At 74.4% G+C, this 26,441-nt stretch carries 26 protein-coding genes; 14 read left to right on the top strand and 12 right to left on the bottom strand.

The window, feature by feature from the left end; genetic code table 11:
• Positions 1–119 precede the first annotated feature (119 nt).
• A complete protein-coding gene (locus AC2TEW_RS30890; RefSeq protein ID WP_484626634.1) occupies positions 120–1,481 on the top strand; it encodes an MDR family MFS transporter in 1,362 nt (453 codons plus the stop codon).
• Positions 1,482–1,527: 46 nt separating this feature from the next.
• Here AC2TEW_RS30890 and AC2TEW_RS30895 read toward each other — a convergent pair whose 3' ends face one another.
• Together AC2TEW_RS30895 and mshA are read right to left on the bottom strand one after the other, a co-directional pair.
• A complete protein-coding gene (locus AC2TEW_RS30895) occupies positions 1,528–2,076 on the bottom strand; it encodes a type III secretion system chaperone family protein (RefSeq protein ID WP_484626635.1) in 549 nt (182 codons plus the stop codon).
• A gap of 295 nt (positions 2,077–2,371) precedes the next feature.
• Positions 2,372–3,745, bottom strand: a complete 1,374-nt coding sequence (gene mshA / locus AC2TEW_RS30900; RefSeq protein WP_484626636.1) for a D-inositol-3-phosphate glycosyltransferase — start codon at positions 3,743–3,745, stop codon at positions 2,372–2,374.
• Positions 3,746–4,128: 383 nt separating this feature from the next.
• On the opposite strand from mshA, the gene AC2TEW_RS30905 reads away from it, so the two are divergent.
• Positions 4,129–4,953 carry a class I SAM-dependent methyltransferase gene (locus tag AC2TEW_RS30905; RefSeq protein ID WP_484626637.1) on the top strand — a complete coding sequence of 275 codons (825 nt, stop codon included), beginning with the start codon at positions 4,129–4,131 and terminating at the stop codon, positions 4,951–4,953.
• A 494-nt stretch (positions 4,954–5,447) separates the two neighbouring features.
• Here the strand turns inward: AC2TEW_RS30905 and AC2TEW_RS30910 are convergent, their stop codons facing one another.
• Positions 5,448–6,011 carry an O-acetyl-ADP-ribose deacetylase gene (locus AC2TEW_RS30910; RefSeq protein ID WP_484626638.1) on the bottom strand — a complete coding sequence of 188 codons (564 nt, stop codon included), beginning with the start codon at positions 6,009–6,011 and terminating at the stop codon, positions 5,448–5,450.
• A 216-nt stretch (positions 6,012–6,227) separates the two neighbouring features.
• Here AC2TEW_RS30910 and AC2TEW_RS30915 point away from each other — a divergent pair, with 216 nt between their 5' ends.
• A complete protein-coding gene (locus AC2TEW_RS30915; protein WP_484626639.1) occupies positions 6,228–7,997 on the top strand; it encodes a PP2C family protein-serine/threonine phosphatase in 1,770 nt (589 codons plus the stop codon).
• 188 nt (positions 7,998–8,185) lie between these two features.
• On the opposite strand, the gene AC2TEW_RS30920 is transcribed toward AC2TEW_RS30915, so the two are convergent.
• The 4 genes from AC2TEW_RS30920 to AC2TEW_RS30935 form a co-directional block, all read right to left on the bottom strand.
• Positions 8,186–8,524 (bottom strand): DUF2516 family protein, encoded by a 339-nt coding sequence (locus AC2TEW_RS30920; RefSeq protein WP_484626640.1) that lies wholly within the window; start codon positions 8,522–8,524, stop codon positions 8,186–8,188.
• A gap of 183 nt (positions 8,525–8,707) precedes the next feature.
• A complete protein-coding gene (locus AC2TEW_RS30925; protein ID WP_484626641.1) occupies positions 8,708–9,259 on the bottom strand; it encodes a hypothetical protein in 552 nt (183 codons plus the stop codon).
• A gap of 67 nt (positions 9,260–9,326) precedes the next feature.
• Positions 9,327–9,794, bottom strand: a complete 468-nt coding sequence (locus AC2TEW_RS30930) for a helix-turn-helix domain-containing protein (RefSeq protein WP_484626642.1) — start codon at positions 9,792–9,794, stop codon at positions 9,327–9,329.
• 203 nt (positions 9,795–9,997) lie between these two features.
• The gene (locus AC2TEW_RS30935) at positions 9,998–11,158 is read right to left on the bottom strand and encodes an ATP-binding protein (protein WP_484626643.1); all 1,161 of its coding nucleotides are present in this window, start codon (positions 11,156–11,158) and stop codon (positions 9,998–10,000) included.
• 564 nt (positions 11,159–11,722) lie between these two features.
• Between AC2TEW_RS30935 and AC2TEW_RS30940 the strand changes: the two genes are divergently transcribed.
• Entirely contained in the window at positions 11,723–12,184 is a 462-nt protein-coding gene (locus tag AC2TEW_RS30940) for a hypothetical protein (RefSeq protein WP_484626644.1), read from the top strand.
• A 123-nt stretch (positions 12,185–12,307) separates the two neighbouring features.
• On the opposite strand, the gene AC2TEW_RS30945 is transcribed toward AC2TEW_RS30940, so the two are convergent.
• The 3 genes from AC2TEW_RS30945 to AC2TEW_RS30955 all read right to left on the bottom strand — a co-directional run bounded on the left by AC2TEW_RS30945 (position 12,308) and on the right by AC2TEW_RS30955 (position 16,973).
• Positions 12,308–13,279 (bottom strand): ADP-ribosylation family protein, encoded by a 972-nt coding sequence (locus AC2TEW_RS30945; RefSeq protein WP_484626645.1) that lies wholly within the window; start codon positions 13,277–13,279, stop codon positions 12,308–12,310.
• Between the two features lie 170 nt (positions 13,280–13,449).
• Positions 13,450–13,761 (bottom strand): hypothetical protein, encoded by a 312-nt coding sequence (locus AC2TEW_RS30950; RefSeq protein WP_484626646.1) that lies wholly within the window; start codon positions 13,759–13,761, stop codon positions 13,450–13,452.
• Positions 13,758–16,973, bottom strand: coding sequence for a DEAD/DEAH box helicase (locus tag AC2TEW_RS30955; protein WP_484626647.1), 3,216 nt, complete (start codon positions 16,971–16,973; stop codon positions 13,758–13,760). Before AC2TEW_RS30955 ends, AC2TEW_RS30950 begins: the two co-directional genes overlap by 4 nt.
• Before the next feature lie 336 nt (positions 16,974–17,309).
• Between AC2TEW_RS30955 and AC2TEW_RS30960 the strand changes: the two genes are divergently transcribed.
• The 4 genes from AC2TEW_RS30960 to dmpI all read left to right on the top strand — a co-directional run bounded on the left by AC2TEW_RS30960 (position 17,310) and on the right by dmpI (position 20,078).
• Entirely contained in the window at positions 17,310–17,846 is a 537-nt protein-coding gene (locus AC2TEW_RS30960; protein ID WP_484626648.1) for a DinB family protein, read from the top strand.
• Positions 17,847–18,016: 170 nt separating this feature from the next.
• Positions 18,017–18,622: a YceI family protein gene (locus AC2TEW_RS30965; protein ID WP_484626649.1), complete on the top strand. Its 606-nt coding sequence runs from the start codon at positions 18,017–18,019 to the stop codon at positions 18,620–18,622.
• Positions 18,623–18,862: 240 nt separating this feature from the next.
• Positions 18,863–19,783 carry a LysR family transcriptional regulator gene (locus AC2TEW_RS30970; RefSeq protein WP_484626650.1) on the top strand — a complete coding sequence of 307 codons (921 nt, stop codon included), beginning with the start codon at positions 18,863–18,865 and terminating at the stop codon, positions 19,781–19,783.
• Between the two features lie 112 nt (positions 19,784–19,895).
• Positions 19,896–20,078 (top strand): 4-oxalocrotonate tautomerase DmpI, encoded by a 183-nt coding sequence (gene dmpI, locus AC2TEW_RS30975; protein WP_033818262.1) that lies wholly within the window; start codon positions 19,896–19,898, stop codon positions 20,076–20,078.
• 43 nt (positions 20,079–20,121) lie between these two features.
• Here dmpI and AC2TEW_RS30980 read toward each other — a convergent pair whose 3' ends face one another.
• Positions 20,122–21,108 (bottom strand): LysR family transcriptional regulator, encoded by a 987-nt coding sequence (locus AC2TEW_RS30980; RefSeq protein WP_484626651.1) that lies wholly within the window; start codon positions 21,106–21,108, stop codon positions 20,122–20,124.
• A gap of 108 nt (positions 21,109–21,216) precedes the next feature.
• On the opposite strand from AC2TEW_RS30980, the gene AC2TEW_RS30985 reads away from it, so the two are divergent.
• The gene (locus AC2TEW_RS30985; RefSeq protein WP_484626652.1) at positions 21,217–22,527 is read left to right on the top strand and encodes an MFS transporter; all 1,311 of its coding nucleotides are present in this window, start codon (positions 21,217–21,219) and stop codon (positions 22,525–22,527) included.
• A 73-nt stretch (positions 22,528–22,600) separates the two neighbouring features.
• Positions 22,601–23,080 carry a macro domain-containing protein gene (locus tag AC2TEW_RS30990; protein ID WP_484626653.1) on the top strand — a complete coding sequence of 160 codons (480 nt, stop codon included), beginning with the start codon at positions 22,601–22,603 and terminating at the stop codon, positions 23,078–23,080.
• On the opposite strand, the gene AC2TEW_RS30995 is transcribed toward AC2TEW_RS30990, so the two are convergent.
• A complete protein-coding gene (locus AC2TEW_RS30995; protein WP_484626654.1) occupies positions 23,061–23,840 on the bottom strand; it encodes a GNAT family N-acetyltransferase in 780 nt (259 codons plus the stop codon). The two genes, AC2TEW_RS30990 and AC2TEW_RS30995, sit on opposite strands and share 20 nt — an antisense overlap.
• Positions 23,841–23,937: 97 nt before the next feature.
• Between AC2TEW_RS30995 and AC2TEW_RS31000 the strand changes: the two genes are divergently transcribed.
• The 4 genes from AC2TEW_RS31000 (at position 23,938) to AC2TEW_RS31015 (ending at position 26,399) form a co-directional block, all read left to right on the top strand.
• The gene (locus AC2TEW_RS31000; protein WP_484626655.1) at positions 23,938–24,366 is read left to right on the top strand and encodes a hypothetical protein; all 429 of its coding nucleotides are present in this window, start codon (positions 23,938–23,940) and stop codon (positions 24,364–24,366) included.
• Positions 24,367–24,379: 13 nt separating this feature from the next.
• A complete protein-coding gene (locus tag AC2TEW_RS31005; protein WP_484626656.1) occupies positions 24,380–24,862 on the top strand; it encodes a thiol-disulfide oxidoreductase DCC family protein in 483 nt (160 codons plus the stop codon).
• 173 nt (positions 24,863–25,035) lie between these two features.
• Entirely contained in the window at positions 25,036–25,770 is a 735-nt protein-coding gene (locus AC2TEW_RS31010) for a TetR/AcrR family transcriptional regulator (RefSeq protein ID WP_484626703.1), read from the top strand.
• Entirely contained in the window at positions 25,767–26,399 is a 633-nt protein-coding gene (locus AC2TEW_RS31015; RefSeq protein ID WP_484626657.1) for a hypothetical protein, read from the top strand. The genes AC2TEW_RS31010 and AC2TEW_RS31015 overlap by 4 nt, the downstream gene beginning before the upstream one ends.
• The last annotated feature ends 42 nt before the right edge of the window (positions 26,400–26,441 follow it).

A 26,441-nucleotide genomic window follows, 5' to 3' on the forward strand; every position in this document is an offset into this window, starting at 1 on the left:
CGGGTAGTCGGCCCGATGAGCGGCAGGTAAGGTGTCGATTCCATTAGTGACACTTACTGCCCCGCTGGCCGGTTCACCGCATTCCGGCTGGTGGGCGGCCTGCTGCCCGGGAGTACCCGTTGCCCGCACCGACCCGTCTGCGCACCGCCCTGTCGGAGACCGTGGGCGGCCTGCCCCGGCAGTTCTGGTGGCTGTGGGCGGCGACCCTGGTGAACCGGCTCGGCGGTTTCGTGGTCACCTACCTCGCGCTGTACCTGACCGTCGGGCGGGGCTACCCGGCGTCGTACGCGGGTCTGGTGGCGGGCCTGTTCGGCGCCGGGTCGGCGATCGCCTCGCTGCTCGGCGGGGTGCTCGCGGACCGGCTGGGCCGGCGCCCGACGCTGATGGCGGCGCAGCTGTCCACGGCGGTGTCGACGGCGGCGCTCGGTTTCGCGGACGGACCGGTGGCCATCGCGGTGGTGGCCTTCCTGGTGGGTCTGGCGAGCAACGCGGCCCGGCCGGCGATTTCCGCGATCATCGCCGACCTGGTGCCGGCGCCGGACCGGGTGCGCGCCTACTCGCTGAACTACTGGGCGATCAACATCGGCTTCGGCGTCTCGGCGGCGGTCGCCGGTCTGATCGCCGCGCACGGGTACCTGCCGCTGTTCCTGCTGGACGCGCTCACCACGGTGATCTGCGCGGTGATGGTGTTCGTCCGGATCCCGGAGACCCGACCCGAGCGGTCCGCGGCGGCGGTCCGGGAGGAGCCGCGGACCGGCCTCGGGACGGTCTTCCGGGACGGCCGGTTCATGGCGCTGGTCGGGGTCAACCTGCTGCTGGCGCTGGTCGCCCAGCAGGGCAGCACCACGCTGGCGATCGACATGGGCGAGGCGGGCATCTCCACCACCGGCTACGGCCTGGTGATCGGCCTGAACGGGCTGCTGATCGTGGTGCTCCAGCTGCCGATGGGCCGGCTGATGGAGGGCCGCAACCGGACCGCACTGCTGGTGGCGAGCGCGCTGCTGACCGGCTGGGGTTTCGGGCTGACGGCGCTCGCGGGCTCGTCGGCCGCGTTCTTCGCCCTCACGGTCGCGGTCTGGACGATCGGCGAGATCATGGCCGCGCCGACCATGATGGGCCTGGTCGCCGAGCTCTCCCCGGCCGGGGCGCGCGGCCGCTACCAGGGGGTGCACTCGCTGTCCTGGTCGCTGGCGTCGTTCCTCGGTCCGCTCGCCGGCGGCTACCTGCTGCAGCATGCGGGCAGCGCGGTGGTCTGGCTGGCGTGCGGGGTGTGCGGGACGGTGGCTGCGGCCGCGTTCCTGCTGGTCGGCCGGAGGGCGGCGGACGGGGCAGGGGACGGGAACGAGCCCGGGGACGGGGCTCCGGCGGGGGCGCTCGATGCGGTCGAGGCGGTCGAGGCGGTCGAGGCGGTCGAGGCGGTCGAGGCGGTCGGCGTGAAGGTGGGGGCCGAGTCCGGCGGAGCGGCCGTCGTGACGTCCTGAGCGTCCTCGGCCGGTTCCGACGCGGGCGCGGGCGGTGTGAACCCGGTCAGCTGTCGGTGGGCGGCGTGTCTGCGGCGACTGCGGCAGCGGCAGCGGGCCCGGCGAGGTGGGCGAAGGCCGCCAGGTTCCGGGTGGACTCCCCGCGCTTGGTGCGCCACTCCCACTCGCGCCGGATCGCGGTGGCGAAGCCGAGTTCGAGCAGGGTGTTGAACGGCTCGTCGGCGTTCTGCAGCACCGTGCCGAGCAACCGGTCGACGGTGTCGGCGGTGAGCGCCTCCAACGGCAGCCGCCCCGCCAGGTAGACGTCACCGAGCGGGTCGACTGCGTACGCGACCCCGTACAGCCGGGTGTTGCGCTCCAGCAGCCAGCGGTAGACGGCCTCGTGGTTCTCGTCCGGCCGGCGGACCACGAAGGCGTTGACCGAGAGGGTGTGGTCACCCACCCGCAGGGCGCAGGTGGTGGAGAGCTTCCGGACGCCGGGCAGCGTCGCCACCAGCGTGTACGGGTCGGTGACGGCCTGCTCCCAGGCCACCCCCGCCTCGTCGAGCGCGGTGCGCAGCAGGGTGAGGGACTCGTCCTTGGTGCGGATTGCCATGGGGGAGACGTTACTCGGCGGTAGAGGCAGGGTGCAGCAAACCGCCGGACGGGTGGCCACCCCGGCCACCCGTTCCGGTGGCTCGCGCCACCGCTCCCCCGGTACGGACCCCGGCGGACGCACGGCCGCACCCCGGACAGCGGACCGCCCCACCGATGCGGGTCCGCGACGGTGTGCGGCGGCTCGCACCAGGTGCCGCAGGCTTGGACCGGCCGGGCGCGGCCGGTCAGCGCGGAGGGGCCGCGGCCGGTCAGCGCAGTCGAGCACGGGCGGTCAGCGCGGAGGGGCGCGCCGGTCAGCGCAGTCGGGCTCCGGTGCGCTGGTCCGGGCGGGCGAGCGCGCCCCCGTAGACCTCCGCGGTGGCGCGGGCGGCGGCGTCCCAGCCGAACCCGGCCGCGTGCCGGGCCGCCGCCTGCCCCTGCCGCTCGGTCAGGCCGGGGTCGGTGACGTACGGGCGCAGCGCGCGGGCCCAGTCCTGCGGGTCGTGGCCCGGGACCAGGGTGCCGGTCACGCCGTCCCGGACGGCGACCGGCAGGCCGCCGACGGCCGCCGCCACCACCGGCGTGCCGCAGGCCTGCGCCTCCAGGGCGACCAGGCCGAAGGACTCGCTGTAGGAGGGCATCACCAGGGCGGTGGCCGCCCGGTACCAGTCGGCCAGCTGGGCCTGACCGACCGGGGGACAGAACCGGACCACGTCCGAGATGCCCAGCTGGGCGGCCAGCTTGTGCAGGCTCTCCGGCCGCGCCAGCCCGGTGCCCGAGGGGCCGCCGACGACCGGCACCACCAGGTGTTCGCGCAGCTGCGGCTCGCGCTCCAGCAGCACCCCGACCGCGCGCAGCAGCACGTCCGGCGCCTTGAGCGGCTGTATCCGCCCGGCGAACAGCAGGACCGCCGCGTCCGGCGGCAGCCCGAGCCGGGCCCGCGCGGCCGACCGGCCGCCGGTCCCGCCGGGGCGGAAGACCTCCAGGTTGACGCCGGGGTGGACGACCGCGAGCTGGTCCTGGCGGGCCGCGTAGTGCCGGGACAGCTCGGCCGCCTCCTCGGCGGTGTTGGCGATCAGGCGGTCGGCGGCGTCGACCACCTGGGTCTCGCCGATCACCCGGGCGGCCGGCTCCGGGGTGTCGCCCTCGGCCAGCGCCGCGTTCTTCACCTTCGCCATCGTGTGCATCGTGTGGACCAGCGGCACGCCCCAGCGCTCGGCGGCGAGCCAGCCGACCTGGCCGGAGAGCCAGTAGTGCGAGTGCACCAGGTCGTAGTGGCCCGGCCGGTGCCCGGCCTCGGTGCGCAGCACGCCGTGGGTGAAGGCGCACAGCTGGGCGGGCAGGTCCTCCTTGATCAGGCCCTCGTACGGGCCCGCGGTGACGTGCCGGACCAGGACCCCGGGGGCGAGGTCGACGGTCGGCGCGTCGTCCGAGCTGACCGCCCGGGTGAAGACCTCGACCTCGATGTTCAGCTCGGCGAGCCGCTTGGCCAGCTCGACGATGTAGACGTTCATGCCGCCCGCGTCGCCGGTGCCCGGCTGGTGCAGCGGGGAGGTGTGGACGCTGAGCATCGCGATCCGGCGCGGGCGACGGGACCGGGAGGCCACCAACGACTGGAGGCGGCCCCGGGTCGACGGCAGGGTGAGCCGGTCACGTCGGGCCACGGCCCGTGCGAGGTGCTGGGTCACCTGGCTGATGCCTCCTTGTGCTGCCCGTTGTGCTGTCCGTTGCGCTGCCCGGTCGGTACCTGCTCGGCCGGCGGTACGCGGATGTCCCGCCGGTCGCGGCTGCTGCGCGGCGACGTGCCCGCGCTCCGTCGCACGGTCCGTCCGCATGCGAACGCCCGGGGCCGGTGGCTCCGGGCGGGCACACGTCCTGAGTGACAACCGAGTCGGACTCGAGCGGTATTCCCGGCCGCGCCGCCGAGATCCGGAGGACCGGGCGGCGGACCGGGCTGCGGGTCGGGCCCGGTCCGGCGGGCGGGGCCCGGCCGGGGCGGGTGTGTGGTGAGCGTCACGGGCGGCCCGGGTGCAGGCCCGGGGGCGGGTCCGCCGCCACGTAGGCTGCGGGCATGCCCGCCACGTCCGACTCGCCCGCCGCCCGCGGGGCACGCCCGACCCGGCCGGTCGGCACGGTCACCCGCGGCACCACCAACACCAACCGGCTCCGCCGGATGGACCGCTGGATCGCCCACACCCTCGGCCCCACCCTGCGTACCGCCGAGCGCCCGCCGGTCGCCGTCGACCTCGGCTACGGGGCGGCGCCCTGGACCGCCGTCGAACTCTCGGCCCGGCTGCGCACCGTCCGGCCCGACACCCGGGTGGTCGGCATCGAGATCGAACCCGAGCGGGTCGCGGCGGCGCTGCCGTACGCCGTGCCGCCGCTGCTCACCTTTCGGCGGGGCGGGTTCGAGGTGCCACTGGACGGCGGCTCGGCCCAGCTGATCCGGGCCGCCAACGTCCTGCGGCAGTACGAGGAACGGGAGGTGGCCGAGGTCTGGGCCCGACTGTGCGGACGGCTCGCGCCGGACGGGCTGCTGGTCGAGGGCACCTGCGACGAGATCGGCCGCCGGCACGTCTGGGTCGCGCTCGGCCCCGAGGGCCCCCGGACGGTGACCTTCGCGGCCCGGCTCGCCACCCTCGAGCGCCCCTCCGACCTGGCCGAACGCCTGCCCAAGGCGCTGATCCACCGCAACGTTCCCGGCCGACCGGTGCACACATTCCTCACCGACTTCGACCGGGCCTGGGCGGCTGCCGCACCGTACGGCGCGTTCGGCGCCCGCCAGCGCTGGGTGGCGACCTGCGAGGCGCTGGCGGGCAGCTGGCCGCTGGTGGACGCACGCGGGCGGTGGCGGCAGGGCGAGGTCACCGTGGAGTGGTCCGCACTGGCGCCCTGACGGCGGGTGCCCGCAGGACCGCGGGCCGCGGGCCGTGCGACCGCGGGCCATGCGACCTCGGGCCGTGCGGCAGCCATCCGCCGGGCACGAGGGGGGCGTCCGGCCGGGGCGGAACCCGCGTCCGGCGGGCGGGCCCGGCGCCGACCGCCGCCGACCGGGATCCCGCCGAACATCGGCCACACGGACGCTGACCTGGGGCCGATCCCGGGACCGGGTCCGGCTTCGAGCCACGCTCCGGTGCCGACTCCAGGCCGGGCTCCAGGCCGAGCCCCCAGCGATTCACTCGAACGAGTTATCGAATTCCTCTGGCGTGTTGACGCCCCGTCACGCCACCATGGGGGCAGTCGCACGAGCTGCCACGCAGGCCACCTGAGGCCCGATCAGCTCCTCTGCCCACTCCGACCAGCTCCGCCACACCTGCCACACCTGCCACACCCACCACCCGGACCACCGCGCCCGCCCCTGCCACGGGCCGACTCGACCGCACCATCGGGCTACCGCGCCCCGGGGTGCCCCAGCTCCTGCCACACCCGATCGAACACCTCGAACGCATCCGCACCGAAGAGCACGAACCGCACCTCGGCCGGCGCCGCCTGCGCCGTCACCGAGGGGTCCGCCACCGCCTCCGTCACCGCCGTGAGGGCGATCCGCGCCGCATCCTCCATCGGCCACCGGTACACCCCGGTCGAGATCGCCGGGAACGCCACCGACCGCGCGCCCAGTTCAGCTGCCAGCCGCAGCGACTCCCGATAGCAGGAGGACAGCAAGCCCGCCCGCTCCTCGTAGAGGTCCGGGTAGTAGACCGGCCCCACCGTGTGCACCACCCAGCGGGCCGGCAGTCGTCCGGCCGTGGTCACCACGGCCCGGCCGGCATCGAGGCCGCGGCCGTAGTGCGAGTCGCGCAGCCTCCGACAGTCGGCGAGGATCGCCGGTCCGCCCCTGCGGTGGATCGCTCCGTCCACGCCACCACCGCCGAGGAGCGAGGAGTTGGCCGCATTGACGACCACGTCCACCTGCTGCTCCGTGATGTCACCCTGCACCATCGTGATCCGTGTCACGATCCCCGACCTCCCGTCAGCCCCCGCCTGCCGGGGCCCACACCGTAGCCCGTAAACCACTCCAGAGCGTGGCAATAACCACATCGTCGGCGCTCGGTCAGAGAAATCCCCGGAGATCACGTTATGGTCGCGAGAAGCTCCCCGACCCGCGGTGCCAGGCGGGCACTGCACACGGACCTCAGCCGTTGGCCAGTCGGGGAAAGGGAGGACCGACCAATGCCCGGAACGGGAGACGGGCGGGCGTCCGGTACCGGCAGCGCCGCCGGTACTGCCGAGGACGCCGCCGACACCGCGCGACGGCCGGGCCCCGCATCAGGCAGCGCGCCCGCCATCGGCCGTGCCGCCAAGCGGGCCGGCGGGGTGCACACGTACCGCGACCACACTCCCGAGTCCGGCACCGCCACGCCGATACCGCACCCCCGGGCCCGCGTCGACAGTCCCCGCACGACCGGCCCCGTCTCCCCTCCCGGTGCCCTCCCCGGGACGCCGCCCACCGGTCCGGCCACCACGACGGCAGCGGGCCGCCGCCCCGAGCCCGGCGGTGAGCCCCCGGCCCACCTGCTGGTGATCGAGGACGGCCCGTCCGACATCGAACTGATCAAGACCTTGGTCGCCGAGAGCGGCGCCAACGTCGAACTGCACTGGGCGCGCGGCGTCGAGCAGGCCGTGGCCCTGCTGTCCGCCGCGCCGCTGGCCGCGCGCCGGGGCATGCAGCGCCCGGGCGACCGGCCACCCGCGGCCGGGTTCACCTGTGTCCTGCTCGACCTCGCCGCGCCCTGCTGCCCCGGGGACCGCACCGCCCCCGAACCGGACCCCACGGGCTCAGCCGCCGGAACCACCGCCGCTGCCACCGCCACCGCCACCGCCACCGCCACCGGCACGGTCCCGGCACCTCACGGGCCGACCGGACCCCAGGGGCACACCGGCCCGGAGGAGTCCGACGGCCTCGACGGGCTCCGCGAACTGCTGCGCCGCGCCCCGCACACGGCCGTCGTCGTCCTGACCGACGCCGCCGGGGCCGAACTGGGGGCCGCCGCGGTCGCGGCCGGCGCCCAGGACTTCCTGATCAAGCATGAGACGGACGGCCCGCTGCTGGCCCGCGCCCTGCGGTACGCGGTGGAGCGCAAGCGCGCCGACGAGTCCCAGCGCCGCCTGGTCGAGGCCGAACTGCGCGGCCAGGAGAACGCCCGCCTCCAGCGCCATCTGCTGCCCACCCCGCTGCTGGACGGCGCCGGGCTGGCCTTCACCCGCCGCTACCGTCCCGGCCGCCGCCGCGCCCTGCTGGGCGGTGACTTCTACGACGCGGTCCGGACGGACGACGGCACGGTCCACGTGGTGATCGGCGACGTCTGCGGGCACGGCCCGGACGAGGCCGCGCTGGGCGTCGCGCTGCGGATAGCGTGGCGGACGCTGGTGTTCGCCGGGCTCTCCGGCCAGGCCCTGCTCACCACCCTGCAGCACGTCCTCGAACACGAGCGGCGCAGCGACGAGATCTTCGCGACCCTCTGCATGCTCGTCCTCTCCCCCGCCACCCCGGCAGAGGCCGACCCCGACCGGGCCGGCGGTCCCGTGCCCGGCGACCGGGCCCGGCTCTACCTGGCCGGCCACCCCGCGCCGCTCCTGCTGACCGGCGGCCGACGGCCGGCGCTGCTCCCGGCCGAGCACGCCGGTCCGGCGCTCGGTCTGCTGCCGTGCGACGACTGCGATTCGGCCTGGCCCGGGCTGGAGTTGGAGCTGGAGCCCGGCTGGCGGCTGCTCCTGTACACCGACGGCCTGGTCGAGGGCCGGGTCGGCGCCGGGTCGCGGCGGCTGGGGCAGGACGGTCTGATCGACCTGATCGCCGACCACCAGGCGGCCGGCCTGACCAGGGGCCGACTGGTCGACAGCGCCATCGCGGAGGTGGAGGAGCTGAACGGCGGGGCGCTGACCGACGACGTCGCGGTGCTGCTGCTGGAGCGCAACCCGATCCCGTTGATCATGGGTTGAGCACGGCGTCGTCGACCCCGGCGCCCCCGCCCTGCGCGGAGCGTGAACGTGACGGAGGGTGGCGGCCGACGGCCACCACCCTCCAAGCATCACGCGCCAAGAATCACGCACCAGGCATCACGCGCCGGATATCCCGGTCAGGGCTTCACGTCCCAGGCACCCCGGTCCGGAAGCCACCTGGCTCCGGGCTACCAGGGCCCGTACGGTCCGATGTTGCGGCGCCCGCCGCCCCGCCCGTCCGTCAGCTGCTTGATCGCGGGCCGGACGTCGACCATGTAGACGATCGAGGCGACCAGGCCGGCGAGGGTCAGGAAGCCGCTCGTAACGTTCACCGGGAAGAGCAGGTCGAGGCCGAGCGACAGCCCGAGCAGGATCAGCCAGAACGCCTTGGGCCTCTTGTCCGCCGCCCGGTACGCATCATCGCGCCTGATCAGGGCATCGACGAAGGCCACCCCCTTGAATCCGATGATCGCCATGGCTAGCCACCAGAACGGGTTCAGGACGTCGAAGAGCAGGAACTGCTGCACTGCTTGTCTCCTCACTGTCTCTTCGGCTCGGCTGCGGTCGCCCCGGCTCGGCTCCCGCCCGGGAGCCTTCCATCGTGGCACGGATGACCGCCGTCCCCGGTGAGAACGGACCTGGGCCTCCGGACGTGCCCAGCCACCCACGCAGCTGGGCCGGTGGCGCCTACCTCTACTGCTCGGTGCCGGCTACTTCTCGGTGTCCGACTTACGGGCCCGGACGTTCTTCTTCGGGGCCGGAGCGTCGTCCAGCAGCTCCCCCTCGACGGGCTCACCGGCCGCCGAGCGGGCCTCGAAGTCCACCACGACCTCGGTCACCTCGGCCGGCTGCTCGGCGGCAGCGGAGCCGGCCTCGGCGGAACCGCCTCGGCCCTTGTCCACCACGGCCTTGCCGCGCACGGCCAGCTCCTCGTAGGCCTCCATGGCCTTGACCGCGAGCTCCGCCGCGCGGCCGACCTGCTGGAGCGCGAAGGTCTGGGCCTTCTCCTGCAGTTCCTTGAGGTCGGTGGGCAGGGTGTTGACGGTCTCGGTCACCTTCGCCTGGGCGCCGGCGAGCGCGGCCTGCGCCTCCTGGAACCGCGCCGCCGCCTTCTCCTGGGTGGCCTTGCGATCCGCCGTCAGCTCCTCCACCTTGCCCGGCACTTCGCGCAGCTTCTCGTAGGCGAGGTCGCCGACGCCCGCCAGGGCGTACAGCGGGGTCGGGTCGGAGAGGGTCTTCTTGATGTCGTCGGTGATGGGCATGTCCGGTCCTCCTGTGTGCGTGGACGGCCCGGCGGGCCGGTCGGAAGTCTGGGTGGTGCCGCTGCAGTCAGCCAGTAGCGCCGGCATCGGCATCGGCATCGGCGGATCCCGCCGAAGCGGCGGCGGGCGCGGTCCCGGTGGCAGTGGCGGCCCCGCCGCTCTCCCCGGTGTCGCGGTTCTCGCGGTTCTCCTTGAGGAAGGCCTCGTAGACCGCCGCCAACGCCTGCTTCTGGCGTTCGTTGAGCAGCGGATCCGCCATGATCGCCGCCCGCAACGCGGGCGCGGGAGCGGGCGTGTCCCCATCCCGTTCCTCGAGGATCCCGGCCTGCACGTAGAGCGTCTCGGCCGAGATCCGCAGCGCCTTCGCGATCTGCTGCAGGATCTCCGCGCTCGGCTTGCGCAGCCCGCGCTCGATCTGGCTGAGGTACGGGTTCGACACCCCGGCGACCTCCGCCAGCTGCCGCAGCGAGTACTGCGCGTTGCGGCGCTGCTCGCGGATGTACTCGCCGAGCGAGCCGACGTTCAGTGAGGCCATGCCAGCAGTCTGCACCCGTCCGCTTGCAATTGCAAGCAACCCGCTAGCAACAGCAAACTGCGATCCTGGTCCGCCCCTCGGGCCCTGACACGCGCCGCCGGGTGCAAGAGGTCAGGGTCATTGAGGAGCTCAGGCTGCGGAGTGCGTGGGCGCCGCACGAGGAGTCGCCTCCACTCAGGGCCAGCAGGGCGGCCCGTTGCTGGTCAGTCTCGGGCGCCCCCGGTGATCCGATCGATGACGGCTGCGGCCTGGTCCGGGTGTCCTTCCAGCCACCTGCTGAGGTGTTCCTGGACGGCCTGTCCCACGCAACCACGCGCTGCGGCGTTTCCCAGCACGCCCCGCGTAGCGCCCTCGAACTCGGGATGGTCCAGCTTCACCGACACGACCGCCGTCAGGCCCCTGCCAATACAGTCGGCATCAAAGTCGGGGTCTGACGCTGGCAGCAGGCGCCGCTCGCGCGCGTACGCGGTGAGTGCGGCCGCCACCCCGTCGCGGAAGCCGCGCACGTGTGTGCCACCGATGGTGGGCCGACTGTTGGCGAAGCTCCGCACCCGCTCCTCCGGGGAGTCACGCCAACGAAGGGCCACCTCCACCGTTCCCGCCATTCGCGGTTCCTCTCGCTCGAAGCCGATGATGCGCGAGTGAGCGGGTGTCTCCTCCTGCTCGTCGAGGAGCGCCACGAAGGCCCGCGCGCCGTCCGGATACCTGAACCGCTCCGACCGGGACTCGCCCGAACGACGCTGGTCGGTCAGAGAGATCTCCAAGCCCTTGTTCAGCAGAGCCAGTTCCCGGAAGCGCTCGGCAAGCGCGTCGAACGAGAACTCCAGAGCCCGGAAGATGTCCGTATCGGGCCAGAAGGTGATGGTGGTACCGCTTCCGGCCGACGTGCCCATCTCGGTGAGCGGGGTGACGGCCACGCCGCGTGCGTACTCCTGGACCCAGCGGGCTCCGCCGCGCCGCACTTCGGCCGTCATCCGGCTCGAAAGGGCATTGACGACGAAGGGCCCCACCCCGCAGAAGCCGAGCGTCACATCGTGGCGGCCGCCGAGCCCCGCCCCGGTCTGCATGCGAGTCAGCAGAGCTTCGAGACCGGGGATACCGCTGCCCCCCGCTTCATCGATTCGGACTCCCCGCCCATCGTCGGCGACACACACGCCGCCGTCGGGCGTCAGAGTGATGGCGACGCAGCCGGCGTGGCCGGCCAGGACCTCGCTGACGGCCCGGTCGGCGACCTCGAACACCATCTGGTGCAGGCCACGTTCACCGGTCGAGCCGATGTACATCCCGGGCCGCTTCCGGATGGCTTCCCACCCCTCCAGCACCTGAATCCGGCTGGCGTCGTACGTGCTGGCTTCCTCGCCCACGGTGTCCCCTCCGATGCCGTCCAGCAGAGCTCCTCAGCTTAGGCGAATCCCTAGAAAACACCAGGTCAAACCATGTTTGCCGAGTCGACGGACGGGCGGCTGAGAGCCTGCCAGGAGGTAGTCGGGCCGACGCGAGCTGGCGCCGGATCGCTGCTACGGGCCCGGCGAAGCCGCTTACGACACCGTTCTCGGTGGCCCCGAGGTCCCCGATTCCAATATTTTGCGTGCCACCGCCGGAGTTCACGGCCACAGCTCAACCTCGAACTGATCCGGTCGCCCACCGACCACCCTGACTCGCCAAAAGACGCTCCTGGCCGACTGCCTCGAAAGACCTTGGCCAGCGACCGCGCGCAGTCACAGCGCCGCCCTGCCCGCCCGCCCTGCTGTGGCCACGAGCGTGAGCGGCTCGTTCAGCGAGAATGTGCGAACTTCCGAGATGTCGCGTCGCGGCCAACGTGGGCGGACGACCGAGGGGACTGGCAGATGTGGCCCGTGGTTGAGGACTCTGATCGCGCGCAGTGGACCTACACCCCGTTCGAGAGCGTGGGTCCGCTCCGATTCGGGATGAGCCACGAGGAAGCCGTCGCCGCGATGGGACTGCAGGGCTTCACCGGAATCGTCACCCCCATCCAGCGGCACGGCGACCTCGGACAGCAAGCAGTCTTCCGCGCAGTGACCGCGCCGGCGTACACCAGGGCCGTCACCGTGTACTACCGCGCATCCGGTGGCCTTGCCTGCGTCGCCGTCGACGCACTCTGCGGCCCACAGGTGTCGATGGACGGGATGCAGTTGGTCGGGCAGGTGCCTTCCGAGCTGACGGACCGCTTCCACGACTACCAGGAAGAACACGACATGAGCCCCACGATCTCCGTCGAGGGCGATGCGGCGTCGGACCGGCTCGGGATCATGCTGCGTGCGCAACGAGCCGGAGACGTCCTCCTCTCGCGACCGGTCTTCGCGAAATTCGAAGGCTGGGCCTACACCGTGCACGACTGCGTACCGAAGGATGAGTGGGACGTCCGCTGACCTGACGCCGTTGATGGCGCCTGACCCGCCGACGAGGCCGTCCGGGAAGGCGGATCGTCGGCACAATCACTGGCCGACAAGTCCCGTACCCGCACGGGTCCCCCCGGCCGGGGAGAAGCCCGCTCAGCCGGTGGCCGGCGGGCGGGCCAGGAGGTCGACGGATCGCAGGGCCCGGTGCAGGTGGTGGGCTTCGGCGATGCCGGCGAGGGCCGGGCGGCCGAGCGCGTGGTACGCCGACGACAGCAACTCCTGTGCGTGGGCCTCGCGGACCGGGTCGCCGTAGGACGCCCAGTGCAGGTCACGGCCGAGCACCAGGGCCTCGGCCGGGTCGCCCGCGGCGCAGCGGCGGCGGGCTTCGGTGACGTACTCGGCCAGCTGCTCCCGGTCCTCGAACACGACGTCCATGTGCGTGGCGAACAGGTACTCGTCCGCCGCGTTGTGGGCGGGTCGGTCGAGTGCCGTGGTGCCGTCGGCGAGGGCGCCGGCACCGTCCAGGGTGGTGATCCGGTCGGGGGCGACGGGCGGCCGGGTCAGGTCGTGGGTGTGTGCGCGCAGGTAGCCGGTTCCCGTCTCCGGCCGGTCGCCGGTCTCGAACTCGCCCACGGCGGAGCGGAGCCGGACCAGCCGGGAGCGGGACTCGATCACGGCCGGGTGGCCCGGATCGTCGTCGTCGAGGTCGCGCCAGGCTCGTTCGACGGCCGCGCGCACGGCCTCGAGCGGCGTCGGGAAGGTGTTGTCGATGGCGGCTCCGTCGTTGTTCCAGTACGAGGCGACCGAGGTGCAGGTGCGGCCGTCGTCGAACCACAGGCCGTAGTGCAGGCCGTCGGTGCCGCCGTGCAGGAAGGTCAGGAACTCCGGCGGGTCGCGGTAGTAGCGGCCGTGCGCGCGGACGTCGAGACCGTCCCGGGCCAGGAGCTCCGGGTCGGCGAACAGGTCCATGACCCCCATCGGTGCGAGGCCGAGGTCCCGCAACGCGCTTGCGGCCACCGGGTCGAGCTGCTCCAGGAAGTCGTGGAACGTGAAGACCGAATCCGGGAGTTCCAGACCCCAGTCCCGCTCGACCCGCGCCTCGATCTCGGCCCGCCGCCCACCCATCCGTCCGGCCCCCGGTCACTTCGATCAGCCCCCGACGGCCGCCGGGGTGGACCGAGGCTACCCCGCCCCGCCCGACCCCGGTACCCGGCGGCCCGGCGGCGCCTCGTCCACTCCCGCGTACCCTCCGTCACCCTCCCCACAGGTGCACGGCGGTGGTGTCAACGGTGGTGTCAGCCGTCGGTGAACCGCCGGTAGGCGGGCGCCAGCAGGTCGGCGAGATCGCGGCCGCGGACCGTGATGCCGGACGGGCCGAGGCCGTCGAGCGCCGTCCGCACGCCGCCGCCCTCGCCCACATCGGGGCCCACGCCCCCGCCCGCGCCGCCGGCCGGCTCCGCGGTGTCCCGGCGCACGGCGAACCTGCCCTCCCAGAAGCCCTCCAGGCAGTCGGCCAGCGGCCGTTCGTCAAGGTCCGGTGCGGGTACGGCCGCGGCACCAGGCACGGTCCCCGCCCCCGAGGTGGGCGCGGTCTCGGTCATGGTCACGCTCCGATCGTTTCGGCGGACAGGGCGAGCAGTTCGCGCAGTTGCTCGGCAGGGAGTTCGGTCAGCCACTGCTCGCCCTCGCCGACCACGGTCCGGGCCAGCGTGCGCTTGGCGTCGATCAGTTCGGCGATCCGTTCCTCGACGGTGCCGGTGCAAACCAGGCGCCGGACCTGGACGTCGCGGCGCTGGCCGATCCGGAACGCCCGGTCGGTGGCCTGGTCCTCGACGGCCGGGTTCCACCACCGGTCGAAGTGGATCACCTGGTTGGCCGCCGTCAGGTTGAGCCCGGCGCCACCCGCCTTGAGCGACAGCAGGAACACCGGTGGCCCGTCGGGTGACTGGAAGCGTTCCACCAGCGCGTCGCGTTCGTGCTTGGGGACACCGCCGTGCAGGTACAGCACCTCCCGGCCGAGCCGCCCGCCGAGGTAGCGGCTCAGCCGGGCGCCGAACGTGGCGTACTGGGTGAAGACCAGGGCCCGGTCCCCCTCGGCGAGGGCCTCGGCGAGGAGCTCCTCCAGGCGTTCGAGTTTGCCGGAGCGGCCGGGCAGCGCGGAGCCGTCACCGAGCAGTTGGGCGGGGTGGTTGCAGACCTGCTTGAGCCGGCCGATCGCGGCCAGCACCGCGCCCTTGCGCTCGACGCCGCGGATGCCGTCGAGCCGGGCCAGCAGGTCCGCGACCACGGCCTGGTACAGCCCGGCCTGCTCGGCGGTGAGGCTGCAGCGGACCGTGAACTCCTGTTTGGCGGGCAGGTCGGCGGCGACCGCGGGGTCGCTCTTGTGCCGGCGGAGCACGAACGGGCCGGTGAGGCGCTGGAGCCGGGCGGCGGCGTCGAGGTTGCCCGCCTGCTCGACCGGGACGGCGAACCGTTCCTTGAAGGACTCGGCGCTGCCGAACAGGCCGGGGTTGGCGAAGTCCAGGATGGCGTGCAGTTCGGCCAGCCGGTTCTCCACCGGGGTGCCGGTGAGCGCGATCCGGGGGCCGGAACGCAGCGAACGGATCGCCCGGGACTGACCGGAGCCGCTGTTCTTGATGTGCTGGGCCTCGTCGGCGACGATCCGCCGCCAGCGGGTGCGGCGCAGCGCGTCCAGGTCGCGCTGGACCAGGCCGTAGGTGGTGATGACCAGGTCGGCCGTGGTGTCCGGGAGTTCGCGGTCGGCTCCGTGGTGGACGTGCACGTCGAGGGCGGGGGCGAAGCGGGCCGCCTCGCGCTGCCAGTTGCCGACCACCGACATCGGGCAGACCAGCAGGGTGGGCCCGGTGGCTCCGGCGGCCTGCTCGGCGGCGAGCAGTGCGAGGGTCTGGACGGTCTTGCCGAGGCCCATGTCGTCGGCGAGTACGGCGCCGAGGCCGAGCCGGGCGAGGGCGGCCAGCCAGGCCAGTCCGCGTTCCTGGTAGGGGCGCAGGACGCCGGTGAAGTCGGCGGGCAGCACGGGCGGCGGACCGGTGTCGGCCGCCCGGCCGGCCAGCAGGTCGCCGATCGGGCCGTCGGCGTGCACGGCGGTGACCGGCAGGCCGGGGACGGGCCCGGTGCCGTCGAGCGCCAGCCGCAGCAGGTCCGCCGCGTCGATCACGCCCGCGCCCTGCCGGGTGAGGAAGTCGAGGGCGGCGGCGATCTGTCCGGCGTCGACCTCGACCCACTGGCCGCGCAGCCGTACCAGGCCCTGCTGCGCGGCGGCGAGTTCGGTCAGTTCCTGCTGGGTGAGGGCGAGTTCGCCGACCGCGAGCTGCCAGCGGAAGTCCAGCACGTCGTCGCGGTCGATCCGGCCGGGCTGCTGGACCGCGCCGGGGGTCGGGGTGCGGGCGGTGAGCAGCAGGCCGAGCCGCGGGCGGCGCTGCCACCAGGACGGCAGGAGGACGCCGAAGCCCGCGTCGGCGAGCCGGGGCGCGGCTTCGCGCAGGAAGTCGAGGGCGGCGGCGCGGTCGAGGGCGAGGCCGGTGGGACGGGACGAGCGCAGGGCGGCGCGCAGGGCGGGGTGGTGCAGGGCGGCGCGTTCCAGCTCGGCGCGGTAGAGCTCCACGGGGTCGTCGGCGGGGTCGGGCGCACGGGCGGGGTCGGGTGTACGGGCGGGGTCGGGCGTGCGGGTGGGGTCGGGCGCTCGGGCGGGGTCCGGGGTGCCGTCGGGCCCAGCTTCGTCGGTGTGGCCGCCGTCGGTGGTCGGGCCGGGGGTGTGGGCGAGTGCGTGGGTGAGCGCGGCGGCGGCCGGGCCGCCCGCCCACAGGTCGGCGGCGGTGACCAGCAGCGAGGGGCGTTCGGCGGGCCGGAGCAGGAAGTCGAGCCGCCAGTCGTCGACGGCGGGCAGGCCGTCGGGGTCGTCGTCGGAGGGGCCGAGCGGCTCGGTCAGCCGCAGGCACAGGCGCAGGGGCCGCCGTTCGGGGCGGTCGTCGTACCAGGCGGCGAGGCGTTCGGACAGGCCCGGCGGCGGGCCGGGGAGCCGGCCGTCGGCGGTGGCGAGCGCGGCCAGCCACTGCTCGGTGGGGTGGTCGGCGGGGGCCGGGTCGGGTGTGGTGGCGGCCAGGGCGGCCCTGGCCTCCTGGTCGGTGAGGGTGTCGAGCAGGGTGGCGACCAGGGCCCGGCCGGTGGGTTGCGCGCCGGGGACGTCCTCCGCGCGGCAGATCGGCGGGCAGCCGGCCGCGAGGGCGTCGGCCTCCGCGCGGCCCGGCCGGTCCGGGGCGGCCTGCCAGCGGGCGTACGGGACACCGTCCTTGGAACGCACTACGGGCAGCACCCGTCCCCGGCCGAGCAGCCGCCAGGCGAGGTCGTGGACGGCGGTCAGCCAGCGCAGCGAAGCGCCGTACGCGACCTCGACCGGCCCGGTGCCCGGGAGGTCGGCGGTGGCCCCGGCCCAGCGGGGGTCGTCCAGGCCGCCGAGCAGCTGGGCGGCCTCGGCGGGCTCGAACACCAGGCTGGGGACCCGCCAGACGGCGAGGGCGACCCCGCCGGAGGTGGCGCCGACGGGCAGGTCGGGAGAGGGCGCGGGCCGCCCGCCGAGCGTGGGGAGGTGGAGTCCGGTCCAGCGTTCGGCGCCCTGTTCGGCCAGCCAGCCGAGGGCGGGTCCGATGCCGGCGAGCAGCTCGGCCACGGCGGCGGCGGGGCAGGCGTACGGGTGGGCGCGGCTGCCCGGTTCGACCCGGACGGAGCGGAAGGCCCGTGCGTCCTCGGCCCACAGGGCGAGGCGGCCGTCGCTGCGCCAGAGTGCGTGCAGGGCGTACATGCGGCCTGCCTTCCGTACGCGCGGTGGCCGCTGCCGGCCGCCGGTCGGTTTTCACCCTAGCCCGGCGGCTCGGACCGGGACGGGGCCGGTCCGGCCGCCCAGCGGGGGCGGGCGGGGACGACCGCGGGGGCGACTGCGGGGACGGCCTCGGGGACGACTGCGGGAGCGACTGCGGGAGCGACTGCAACACGAACGCGGAGTGAGGCGGTAGGTGAGGCGGTACGCCCGGAGAAGAGGACCGAAGCTGTCCGCATCCGCCGATAGCGTCGGTAGCACCGAGAGCCGGGGCCCGCAGGGGCGGTCCGGCGATGACGCAGCCGACGAGAGGCGACCGACATGCCCACCCTGGTGAACGCGGAGACCGATGAGCGCGAGGCCCTGCTGTCCTTCCTGGCCGCCCAGCGCGGGGGCCTGCGCCGCGCGGTGCACGGGCTGACCGAGGAGCAGGCCGCGAGCACGCCGACCGTGAGCGCGCTCTCCCTGACCGTGCTGATCAAGCACGCGGCCCGGTGCGAGCGGTTCTGGATCGTCGACAACCTGCTGGGCGGCGGGGTGAGCACCGCCCCGGACGAGAACGACTGGGCGGAGGAGTACCGGCTGGGCGAGGGCGAGACGCTGGCGGCCTGGCTGGACACCTACGAGCAGGTCGCGGCCGGGACCGAGAAGATCGTCCGGGAACTGCCCGACCTGGAGGTGGACTTCCCGCTGCCGACCGCTCCCTGGTTCCCGCCGAACAGCCGCCGGACGGCCCGCTGGGTGCTGATGCACCTGATCCAGGAGGGCGCCCGGCACGCCGGCCACGCCGACATCATCCGCGAGACGCTGGACGGGAAGACGGCTTTCGAGCTGGTCGACGAGACCGGCGCGGCCTGAGGAAACCGCAGGTCGGAGCAGGTTCGGGGCGGCCGTCGGCGAGCCGCCCCGACCACCGGCGGCGGATCGGCCGAAACTGGTGGTTGAACATTGAACGAAACGGGTCTATGGTGGAGCCATCGACAAGTTGAAGCCTCAACAATCGGCTTCCGACCCGAGGAGCACCCGCCATGGGCATCTTCAGCCGCAAGAACGACACCGCCGTCGCCGTCGCCGAGGCCACCACCGGCCCCGACCTCGCGCACCTGACCGGCGACTACACCATCGACCAGACCCACAGCCGGATCGGCTTCGCCGTCCGCCACGCGATGGTGACCAACGTCCGCGGCGAGTTCACCGAGTACGAGGGCAAGCTCCACCTCGACGGCGCCAACCCGGCCAACTCGACCGCCGAGCTGGTCATCAAGGTCGCCTCGGTCAACACCAACCAGGCCCAGCGCGACGAGCACCTGCGCACCGGTGACTTCTTCGCCGCCGAGACGTACCCCGAGATCACCTTCCGGTCCACCACCGCCGAGCGGATCGACTCCGACACCTACCGGATGCACGGTGACCTGACCATCAAGGACACCACCCGCCAGGTCGTGCTGGACCTCGACTTCACCGGCTCCGCGACCGACGTCTACGGCGCCGACCGGGTCGGCTTCGAGGGCGGCACCACCGTGGACCGCACCAGCTGGGGCCTGACCTACAACGCGGCCCTGGAGACCGGCGGCGTGCTGATCGGCGAGAAGGTCAAGCTCACCCTGGACATCTCCGCAGTGAAGGCGGCCTGACCCGGCCGACCCGACCGACTGTCCCGGCACCGCCCCCACCGCCCCCACCGGTGGGGGCGCCGCCGTACCCGGCCCCGGACACCCACGGCCCGGCGCCGGACACCCACGCCGCCCGCAGCCCTGCCACGCACCACCTGCCACCTGCCACCTGCCACCCGCCACCTGCCACCACCACTCCGCGGCCTCCGCGGCCTCCGCGGCCTCCGCGACAATGGAGCCGGGCCGACCGGGGGGATCCGCATGGAGCTGCGCCAACTGCACTGTTTCGTCGCCGTCGCGGAGGAACTCCACTTCGGGCAGGCCGCCGAGCGGCTGCTGCTCGGCCAGCCGGCCGTCAGCCAGCAGATCAGGCGGCTGGAACGCGAGCTGAAGGTCGAGCTGTTCGACCGCTCGCCCCGGTACGTGCGGCTGACCAGGGCCGGCGAGCTGTTCCTGCCCGCCGCCCGCGACGTACTCGCGGCCGAACAGGCCGCCAAGGCCGCCGTGGCCGACCTGGCCGCACCCGGCCTGGCCACACCTGGGGTGCTCCGGCTCGGCACCATCACCGGCCTCGGCGAACGCCTGGACCGCATCCTCGACGCGTACCAGCACCAGGCCCCTGCTGTACGGGTCGAGTTGCACTCGCTGCCGGTCGGCGAACGCCTGGACCGGCTGGCCGACGGGCACCTCGACGCCGCCTTCGTGCGCGGTGCCGTGCCCGACCGGAGTCCCACCCTGCGTTTCCTGCCCGTCGGGCCGGAGCCCCTGCTGGTCGCGCTGCCCGCCCGGCACCCGCTGGCCGGCCGGTCCGAGATCGGCCTCGCCGACCTGGCCGCGCTTCCGCTGCGGCTCACCGAGCGCCGCAACCACCCCGCACTGGTCGACCTGGTCCTGGCCGCCTGCCGGGACGCGGGCTTCGAGCCGGTCCCCGGCCCGGCGTCCAGCACCCTCCAGGACACCCTGGCCGCGATCGGTACCGGGCCCCCGATGTGGACGGTCGTCTACGCCGCCAACGCCCGCATGATGCAGATCCCCCGGGTGGTCTTCCGGCCCGTGCGCTCCCCCGGCCTCGCCCTGCCGACCGCGCTGGCGCTGCGTCCCTGCGTACCGCCGCCCCCACTGCTGCTCGCCGCCTGCCGCGCCGGGGAGACGGCCCCCACCTGCGACGATCATGAATCGTGATCGCTGCCGGAGCGAATCGGGTCTGGGTCCGCGGGCCCAGGTCGGGTGGACTGGTCCTAGCCGCGGGACCGGCGCCCAGTACCGGTCCCGACACCGAGTCGAGGAGCAGCAGATGCCCGTCGTCACCGTTCAGCAGGGCCCCCGGACCGTCGAGCTCAAGCGCGAGCTGGTGCAGCGGATCACCGACGCGTTCGTGGACGCCTACCGGATCCCGGCCGAGTCCGTCCAGGTCTGGATCCACGAGGTACCGACCGACAGCTGGGGCACCGCCGGCCGGCTGACCGCGGACAACTGACGCCGGCGCCGGGCCGGCCCACCCGGGCCAGCCAGCCCGGCCGTCACGGCCGGCCCCGGTGGCCGCCGCCGGGCAGCAGGGCCGCGTCCTCGGACGGCAGCCAGCTGCCCGGCGGCAGCCGCAACCAGCCCTCCGCCGCGCCGAGTTCGGCCGCAGCGGCGCACAGCGCGGTCAGCCCGGGGTGCCGCAGGTCCGGCCGGTGGACCAGCCCCAGCAGGCTGAACGCGACCGGCTCGACCAGCGGGCGGGTGACCCCGCCGGGAATCTCCGGGCCGCCGGTGGTGGAGAGCACCGGTTCGCGGTGCCTGGCCAGATAGCGGCCGAACTCGCCCAGGCCGACCGCGGGCGCCCGTCCGGGTGCGGCCACCAGACCGTGTTCGTCGAGGAGCCGGCGGCCGAGATCGGTCCACTCGCTGGTCGCCGGGTTGCCCGCGCAGATGTCCACCGGGTGGCCCGCCAGCGCGCGCAGCGGCACCTCCGCCAGTGCGGCGAGCGGGTGGTCCGCCGGCAGGATCACCGCCATCCGCTCCAACCGGACCGGCACGTGCGCGAGTTGGCCGCGCAGTGCGGCCGGGAGCCCGGCGAAGCGGCCGAACGAGACGTCCAGCCGGTGGGCGAGCAACTCGCCCGCGGCGGCCACCAGTCCGCCGTGGAAGCGGGCCAGCAGCTCCTGCTCGGGCAGCGCCCGGCGGGCCGCTTCGAGCACCCGCGCCTCGGCCGGATCGGGGCCGCCCGGCTCGCTGTTGAGGTCGACCAGCAGCGGCCGGGCGTGCGAGCCGGTCAGGATCTCGTCGTGCAGGGCCAGCAGCCTCCGGGCCTTGGGCAGGAGCGCGAGCCCGGCCGCGGTCAGCTCCACGCTGCGGGTGGAGCGCAGGAACAGCGGGCCGCCCAGGGCGCGTTCCAGGGTCCGGATGTCCCGGCTGAGCGCCTGCTGGGCGAGGTGCAGCCGCTCGGCGGCCCGGCCGAAGTGCAGGGTCTCGGCGGTCGCCACGAAGCCGCGCAGCAGGCGGGGATGCAGGTCGGCGGGCATGCGGCAGAGATTAACAACACCGGTGCGTCAATCGCACCGAACAGGTGTTGGACCGCGGGCGCGGCCCGCCGAGAGGCTGGGGACCCACCCGATCCCCCTTGGAGACCCGTGTTTTCCCCGTACCGCCGTGTCCTCGCCGCTCCCGGCGCCCTCGCCTTCACGCTGTCCGGGCTGGTGGCCCGGCTCTTCTTCACCATGAACGGTGTCGCCACCCTGGTCCTGGTCGCCGACCGGCGGGGCTCGTACGCGCTGGCGGGCGCGGTGGTCGCGGCCGGGGTGGTCGCCGGGGCGGTGGGGATGCCACTGCTCGGCCGGCTGGTCGACCGGTACGGCCAGGCCAGGGTCACCGTGCCCGCGACGCTGGTCCGGCTGGTGCCGCTCACCGCGCTGGTGGTGTGCGTCCGCAGCGGCGCGCCCGACTGGACCCTCCTGGTGTGCTCGGCGGCCGGAGCCGGCGCGCCCAACTTCGGCGGGATGGCCCGCGCCCGGTGGGCGCACCTCCACCGGGACGACGCGGCGGCCCGCCACCACGCCAACTCGCTCGAACAGGCGCTGGACGAACTGTGCTTCATGGCCGGCCCGGTCCTGGCGATGCTGCTGAGCACCGCGGTCGCCCCCGAGGCCGCGCTGCTCGCCTCGGGCGTGCTGGGCACCGCCGGCGCGCTGCTGTTCGCGGCCCGGCGCGCCACCGAACCGCCGGTCCGGCCGGTCCCGCCGGGCACCCGGGCGCCCCTGCGCTCGGCCGGACTGCGGGTGCTGGTGCTGACGTTCCTCGCCACCGGGGTGGTGTTCGGCTCGCTGGAGGTCACCACCGTCGCCTACACCGACGCGCTCGGCCGCCGGCCACTCGCGGGCGTCCTGCTCGCGCTGGTGGCAGCAGGCTCGTGCGTCAGCGGTCTGCTGTACGGGCTGCGCCCGCCGCGCCGCCCGCCGGCCGCCCGGCTGACGGCGGGGGTCGGCGCGATGGCGGTCCTGCTGCTCCTGCCGCTGGCCGCGGGGCTGGCGGGCGCCGGACCGGTGGCGCTCGCGGCGGCCCTGCTGGCGGCCGGGTGCGGGACGGCGCCCACGATGGTGAGCGGCATGACGCTGATCCAGGAACTGCTGCCGCCGCGGCAGCTCAACGAGGGCATGGCGGTCGCGGTCGCGGGCATCCTCGCCGGGATCTCCGCCGGTTCCGCGCTCGGCGGGGCGGTCGCCGAACGGGCCGCGCCCGGCGCCGGGTACGCGGTACCCGCCGCGGCCGCGCTACTGGCCCTGCTGACCGCCACCGCCGGCCGCCGCCACCTGCGCCGGCCCGCCCGCCCCTCCGAGCCCACCCACCTGTCCGAGCCCACCCACCCGTCCGAGCCGGCCGCGCCTGCACCCGAGCCCGCGACGGCGACAGCGACAGCACCGGCACCGGCACCGGCACCGGCCTGACGCTGCGGCGGATCGAGCGGGCGGTCAGGCGCGCGTCGGCGCCGTGTCAGTGCCTCCCGCTAGGGTCCGGTCCATGGAGGCGGCGATCGAGTACCTGCGCGGTGACGCCACCGCCCCGCAGGCCAAGGGCGTCAAGGTGATCGCGCACGTCTGCAACGACCTGGGCCGCTGGGGCAAGGGCTTCGTGCTCGCGCTGTCCCGGCGCTGGCCCGAGCCGGAGGCGGCGTACCGGCGCTGGCACCGGGAGCGGGCGCGCAACGACTTCGGCCTCGGCTCGCTGCAGCTCGTGCGGGTCGGCCCGACCCTGTGGGTGGCCAACATGGTGGGCCAGTGCGGCATCAGGACCGGCCGCTCCACGGGCACACCGGTCCGCTACCCGGCCCTCGACACCGCACTGGCCCGGCTGGGCACCGAGGCACTGCTGCTGGGTGCGTCCGTGCACATGCCGCGGATCGGCTGCGGACTGGCGGGCGGCCGCTGGGACCTGGTCGAGCCGATGGTCCGCGCCCGGCTGACCACCCGCGGGGTCCGGGTCACCGTCTACGACCAGTGACGTCCCGACGACCGGTGATGTCCCCACTGGCGATGGCGCCACCCCGACCGGCGACGTCCCCACGCTCGGTGACGTCCGCACGATCGGCGACGTCCCCAAGCTCGGCGAACTCCCCACCGCCGGTGGCGGCCGCCGGCCAGCCGTACTCGTCCTGGGGCAGCAGGAACCCGCCCGGGAACTCCGCCACCCCCTCCGCCGTGCGCACCCCGCCCTCGCGCCGGTAGAACGCGACCGCCCGGTGGTTGGCCCGCAGGACGTGCAGCCGGACCGGGCCGTCCGCGGCGGCCAGCGCCGCCCGCAGCAGGCGGCGCCCGATGCCGGCGCCGGTGTGTCCGGGGCGGACGTGCAGGTTGTCCAGCAGCGCGCGGCCGTCCGGCTCCGGCACCAGGTACGCGAAGCCGAGCAGTCCGCCGCCCGGCAGAGGCTCCGGCCGGACGCCCGCCGGCTGAACCCGCAGGCGTTCGCCACGGGGGTGCGGCGCCGGCTCGGCCACCACACGGGGGTGCGGCGCCGGCTCGGCCACCAGCAGGACCGGGGTCTCGGCCGGCTCGCCGTAGTAAGCGCCGAGCCGTAGCTGCCACAGCTCGCGCTGCCAGGCCCGCCCGGCGTCGTCGAGCGCGCCGGGCGGCACGATGCCGCGGTAGGCGGACCGCCGGCTGGCGGTGTACAGGTCCGCGACCGCCGCCGCGTCGGCCTCACCGCCCGTCCTGATGACGATCCCCGGGATGACGTGCTCCGGGATGACGATCTCCGGTTCCATGCCGCCAGCCTTGCACACCCCCCACTTGAACATGTTCAAAAGAACCCCTAGAGTCATGCCCACAAGGTTTTGAACACGTTCGAAACGGAGTGGTCCGATGGACTGCACAGTTGTCAGCTACGCCGCCTACCTCCCGGTCGCCACCGGCGTCACGGTCTGGGTGGCCCGGACGCTGAGCCGCAACGGCCGGGTCTTCCTGGCCGACGTGTTCGCCGGCGACGACCGGCTGGCCGACGCCGTCAACCAGCTGCTGGTGGTCGGCTTCTACCTGATCAACCTCGGCTTCGTCGCCCTCTGGATGCGCAACGGCGACACGGTCGGCGATATCCAGGGCGTCTTCGACGCGCTCTCCTACAAGCTCGGCACCGTCCTCCTGCTGCTCGGGGTGATGCACCTCGGCAACGTCTACGTGCTCAACCGGATCCGCCGCCGGGGCAGCCTGGACCGGCAGCAGCGGCCGCCGCTCGCCCCGCAGACCGTGCTGCCCGGCGCCCCGATGGCCGGGCCCTGGCCCGGCCAGGCCTGAGCGGGGTCCGGCCGTGGGACCGTCGACCGCGCAGCCCGGCGGCCCGCCGCCGGTGCGCCGGCTGACCGTGCTGCACGACCCGGACTGCGGGCTCTGCCGGCAGCTCACCGCCTGGCTGCGCAGCCAGCACCAGCTGGTACCGCTGGAGTTCCTCGCGGTGGCCGGGCCCGCGGCCCGGGCCCGGTACCCCGGGCTCGACCACGACGCCTCGCTCGGCGAGATCACCGTCGTCGCCGACACCGGCGAGGTCTGGCGCGGGGCACCCGCCTTCGTCGCCTGCCTCTGGGCGCTCTCCGGCCACCGGGCGCTCGCCGGGCGGCTCGCCACGCCGGCTGGCCTGCCGCTCGCCAGGGCGGCGGCCTTCGCCGCCGCCAGGTACCGCTCGGCCACGGGGGTCGGCCGGGCCGTACCGGATGTACAGGGGTCATCCGGTACGGCCCGGCCCGGCGGGGCGGGATCGGCTTGCGACTCGGGGACCTGCGCCGTACCCGGCTAGGCTCAGGGACCGTGGACGACGTGGCATCGACGCAGGGCGACAGCAGGCGACCCGGCTCCACCGGGGAGACCGAGGTGACCGGAGCGACCGGGGAGACCGGCGCGACCGAGGTGACCGGGGAGAGCGGGGGCGGCGACCGGGCCGCAGCGCACGCGCCGGCCGGAACGGGACCCGTGCCCGCCCCGGCCGGCGAGGTCCGCGGCGGCCGGGCGCTGCCCAAGACCGACAAGAGCGAGCAGACCAGGGCCCTGATCCTGGAGACGGCCATGCGGCTGTTCCAGGAGCGCGGCTACGACAAGACCACGATGCGCGCCATCGCCAAGGAGGCCGGGGTCTCGGTCGGCAACGCGTACTACTACTTCGCGTCCAAGGAGTACCTGATCCAGGGCTTCTACGACCGGATGACGTACGAACACGCCGCCGACGCCCGGCGGCGGATGGCCCACACCAAGGACTTCGCGGAGCGACTGGAGATCGCGCTGACCTCCTGGGTGGACTGTGCGGCGCCGTACCACGAGTTCGCCGCCCAGTTCTTCAGGACCGCGGCCGACCCGGACAGCCCGCTCAGCCCGTTCTCGAACGAGTCGCACCCGGCCCGGGCGACCGCGGTCGAGCTGTTCCGGGAGACCCTCAGCGGCTCCGAACTGGCACCCAAGCTGGACGCCGAACTGGTCGAGCTGATGCCCGACCTGCTCTGGCTGCACCTGATGATCGTGGTGCTCTACTGGGTCTTCGACCGCACCCCGGACACCGAGCGGACCCGGGCCTTCGTCAAGCGCTGCACCCCGCTGGTGGCCAAGGTGGTCAACCTGTCCCGGTACCGGATCTTCCGCCCGCTGGTCCGCGACGCCAAGGGGCTGATCCAGGACTTCGTGCTGCCGACCGTCGGCCGCACCGTCCGGCCGTGACCGCCACCAGCCGTACCGGGACCGCCACCGCCCGCACCGCCACCGCCCGCACCGGGACCGCCCGGCCCCCCGTCGCACGGACCGTCACCGACCTGCTCCAGCCCCGCAACGTCCTGCTCACCGGGATGACCGGCCTCGGGATCGCCGCGGCCGGAAGCTGGCGGGGCGCCCCGTGGGGACTGCTCGGCGCGCTGTGCGCCGGGATCGTCCCCGCCTCCTACATCGAGTGGGAGCGGCGGCGGGGCACCTGGGGCGACCGCCACGTCGTCGACCGCACCAAGCGCACACCGATCTTCCTGGTGATCCTCGGATCGATCGGGACCGGCGCGGCGGTGATGCTGCTGGGGCACGCCCCGGAAGGCATCCTGGTCGGAATGCTCGCGCTCTGGGGCATGACGGTCGGCCTGCTCGCGGTCAACACCGTCTGGAAGATCAGCGTGGACTCGGCGGTCGCCTCCGCCGTGGTCGCGATGCTCGCCGCCGTCGGCTCCTCGTGGTGGCTCGCCGCGTACCCGGCGGTCGGCGCGGTGTGCTGGTCCCGGGTCGCGCTCGGGTACCACTCGGCCGCGCAGACCGTGGCCGGCGCGGCGCTCGGGGCGGCGACCGCCGGTGCGTTCGCCCTGATCTGACGGCGCGCCGGGCGGCCGTCCGCCGGGCAGCTGTCCGGCGGG

Source organism: Kitasatospora sp. NEAU-CNBT7, from assembly GCF_057220535.1.

What these genes read in the sequence shown, in the direction of transcription:
- AC2TEW_RS30895 (WP_484626635.1), bottom strand. Translation starts at nt 2,076, where the DNA reads ATGGCAATCCGCACCAAGGACGAGTCCCTCACCCTGCTGCGCACCGCG.
- AC2TEW_RS30905 (WP_484626637.1), top strand. Translation starts at nt 4,129, where the DNA reads ATGCCCGCCACGTCCGACTCGCCCGCCGCCCGCGGGGCACGCCCGACC.
- AC2TEW_RS30915 (WP_484626639.1), top strand. Translation starts at nt 6,228, where the DNA reads ATGCCCGGAACGGGAGACGGGCGGGCGTCCGGTACCGGCAGCGCCGCC.
- AC2TEW_RS30925 (WP_484626641.1), bottom strand. Translation starts at nt 9,259, where the DNA reads ATGCCCATCACCGACGACATCAAGAAGACCCTCTCCGACCCGACCCCG.
- AC2TEW_RS30930 (WP_484626642.1), bottom strand. Translation starts at nt 9,794, where the DNA reads ATGGCCTCACTGAACGTCGGCTCGCTCGGCGAGTACATCCGCGAGCAG.
- AC2TEW_RS30940 (WP_484626644.1), top strand. Translation starts at nt 11,723, where the DNA reads ATGAGCCACGAGGAAGCCGTCGCCGCGATGGGACTGCAGGGCTTCACC.
- AC2TEW_RS30945 (WP_484626645.1), bottom strand. Translation starts at nt 13,279, where the DNA reads ATGGGTGGGCGGCGGGCCGAGATCGAGGCGCGGGTCGAGCGGGACTGG.
- AC2TEW_RS30955 (WP_484626647.1), bottom strand. Translation starts at nt 16,973, where the DNA reads ATGTACGCCCTGCACGCACTCTGGCGCAGCGACGGCCGCCTCGCCCTG.
- AC2TEW_RS30960 (WP_484626648.1), top strand. Translation starts at nt 17,310, where the DNA reads ATGCCCACCCTGGTGAACGCGGAGACCGATGAGCGCGAGGCCCTGCTG.
- AC2TEW_RS30965 (WP_484626649.1), top strand. Translation starts at nt 18,017, where the DNA reads ATGGGCATCTTCAGCCGCAAGAACGACACCGCCGTCGCCGTCGCCGAG.
- AC2TEW_RS30970 (WP_484626650.1), top strand. Translation starts at nt 18,863, where the DNA reads ATGGAGCTGCGCCAACTGCACTGTTTCGTCGCCGTCGCGGAGGAACTC.
- dmpI (WP_033818262.1), top strand. Translation starts at nt 19,896, where the DNA reads ATGCCCGTCGTCACCGTTCAGCAGGGCCCCCGGACCGTCGAGCTCAAG.
- AC2TEW_RS30980 (WP_484626651.1), bottom strand. Translation starts at nt 21,108, where the DNA reads ATGCCCGCCGACCTGCATCCCCGCCTGCTGCGCGGCTTCGTGGCGACC.
- AC2TEW_RS30990 (WP_484626653.1), top strand. Translation starts at nt 22,601, where the DNA reads ATGGAGGCGGCGATCGAGTACCTGCGCGGTGACGCCACCGCCCCGCAG.
- AC2TEW_RS30995 (WP_484626654.1), bottom strand. Translation starts at nt 23,840, where the DNA reads ATGGAACCGGAGATCGTCATCCCGGAGCACGTCATCCCGGGGATCGTC.
- AC2TEW_RS31000 (WP_484626655.1), top strand. Translation starts at nt 23,938, where the DNA reads ATGGACTGCACAGTTGTCAGCTACGCCGCCTACCTCCCGGTCGCCACC.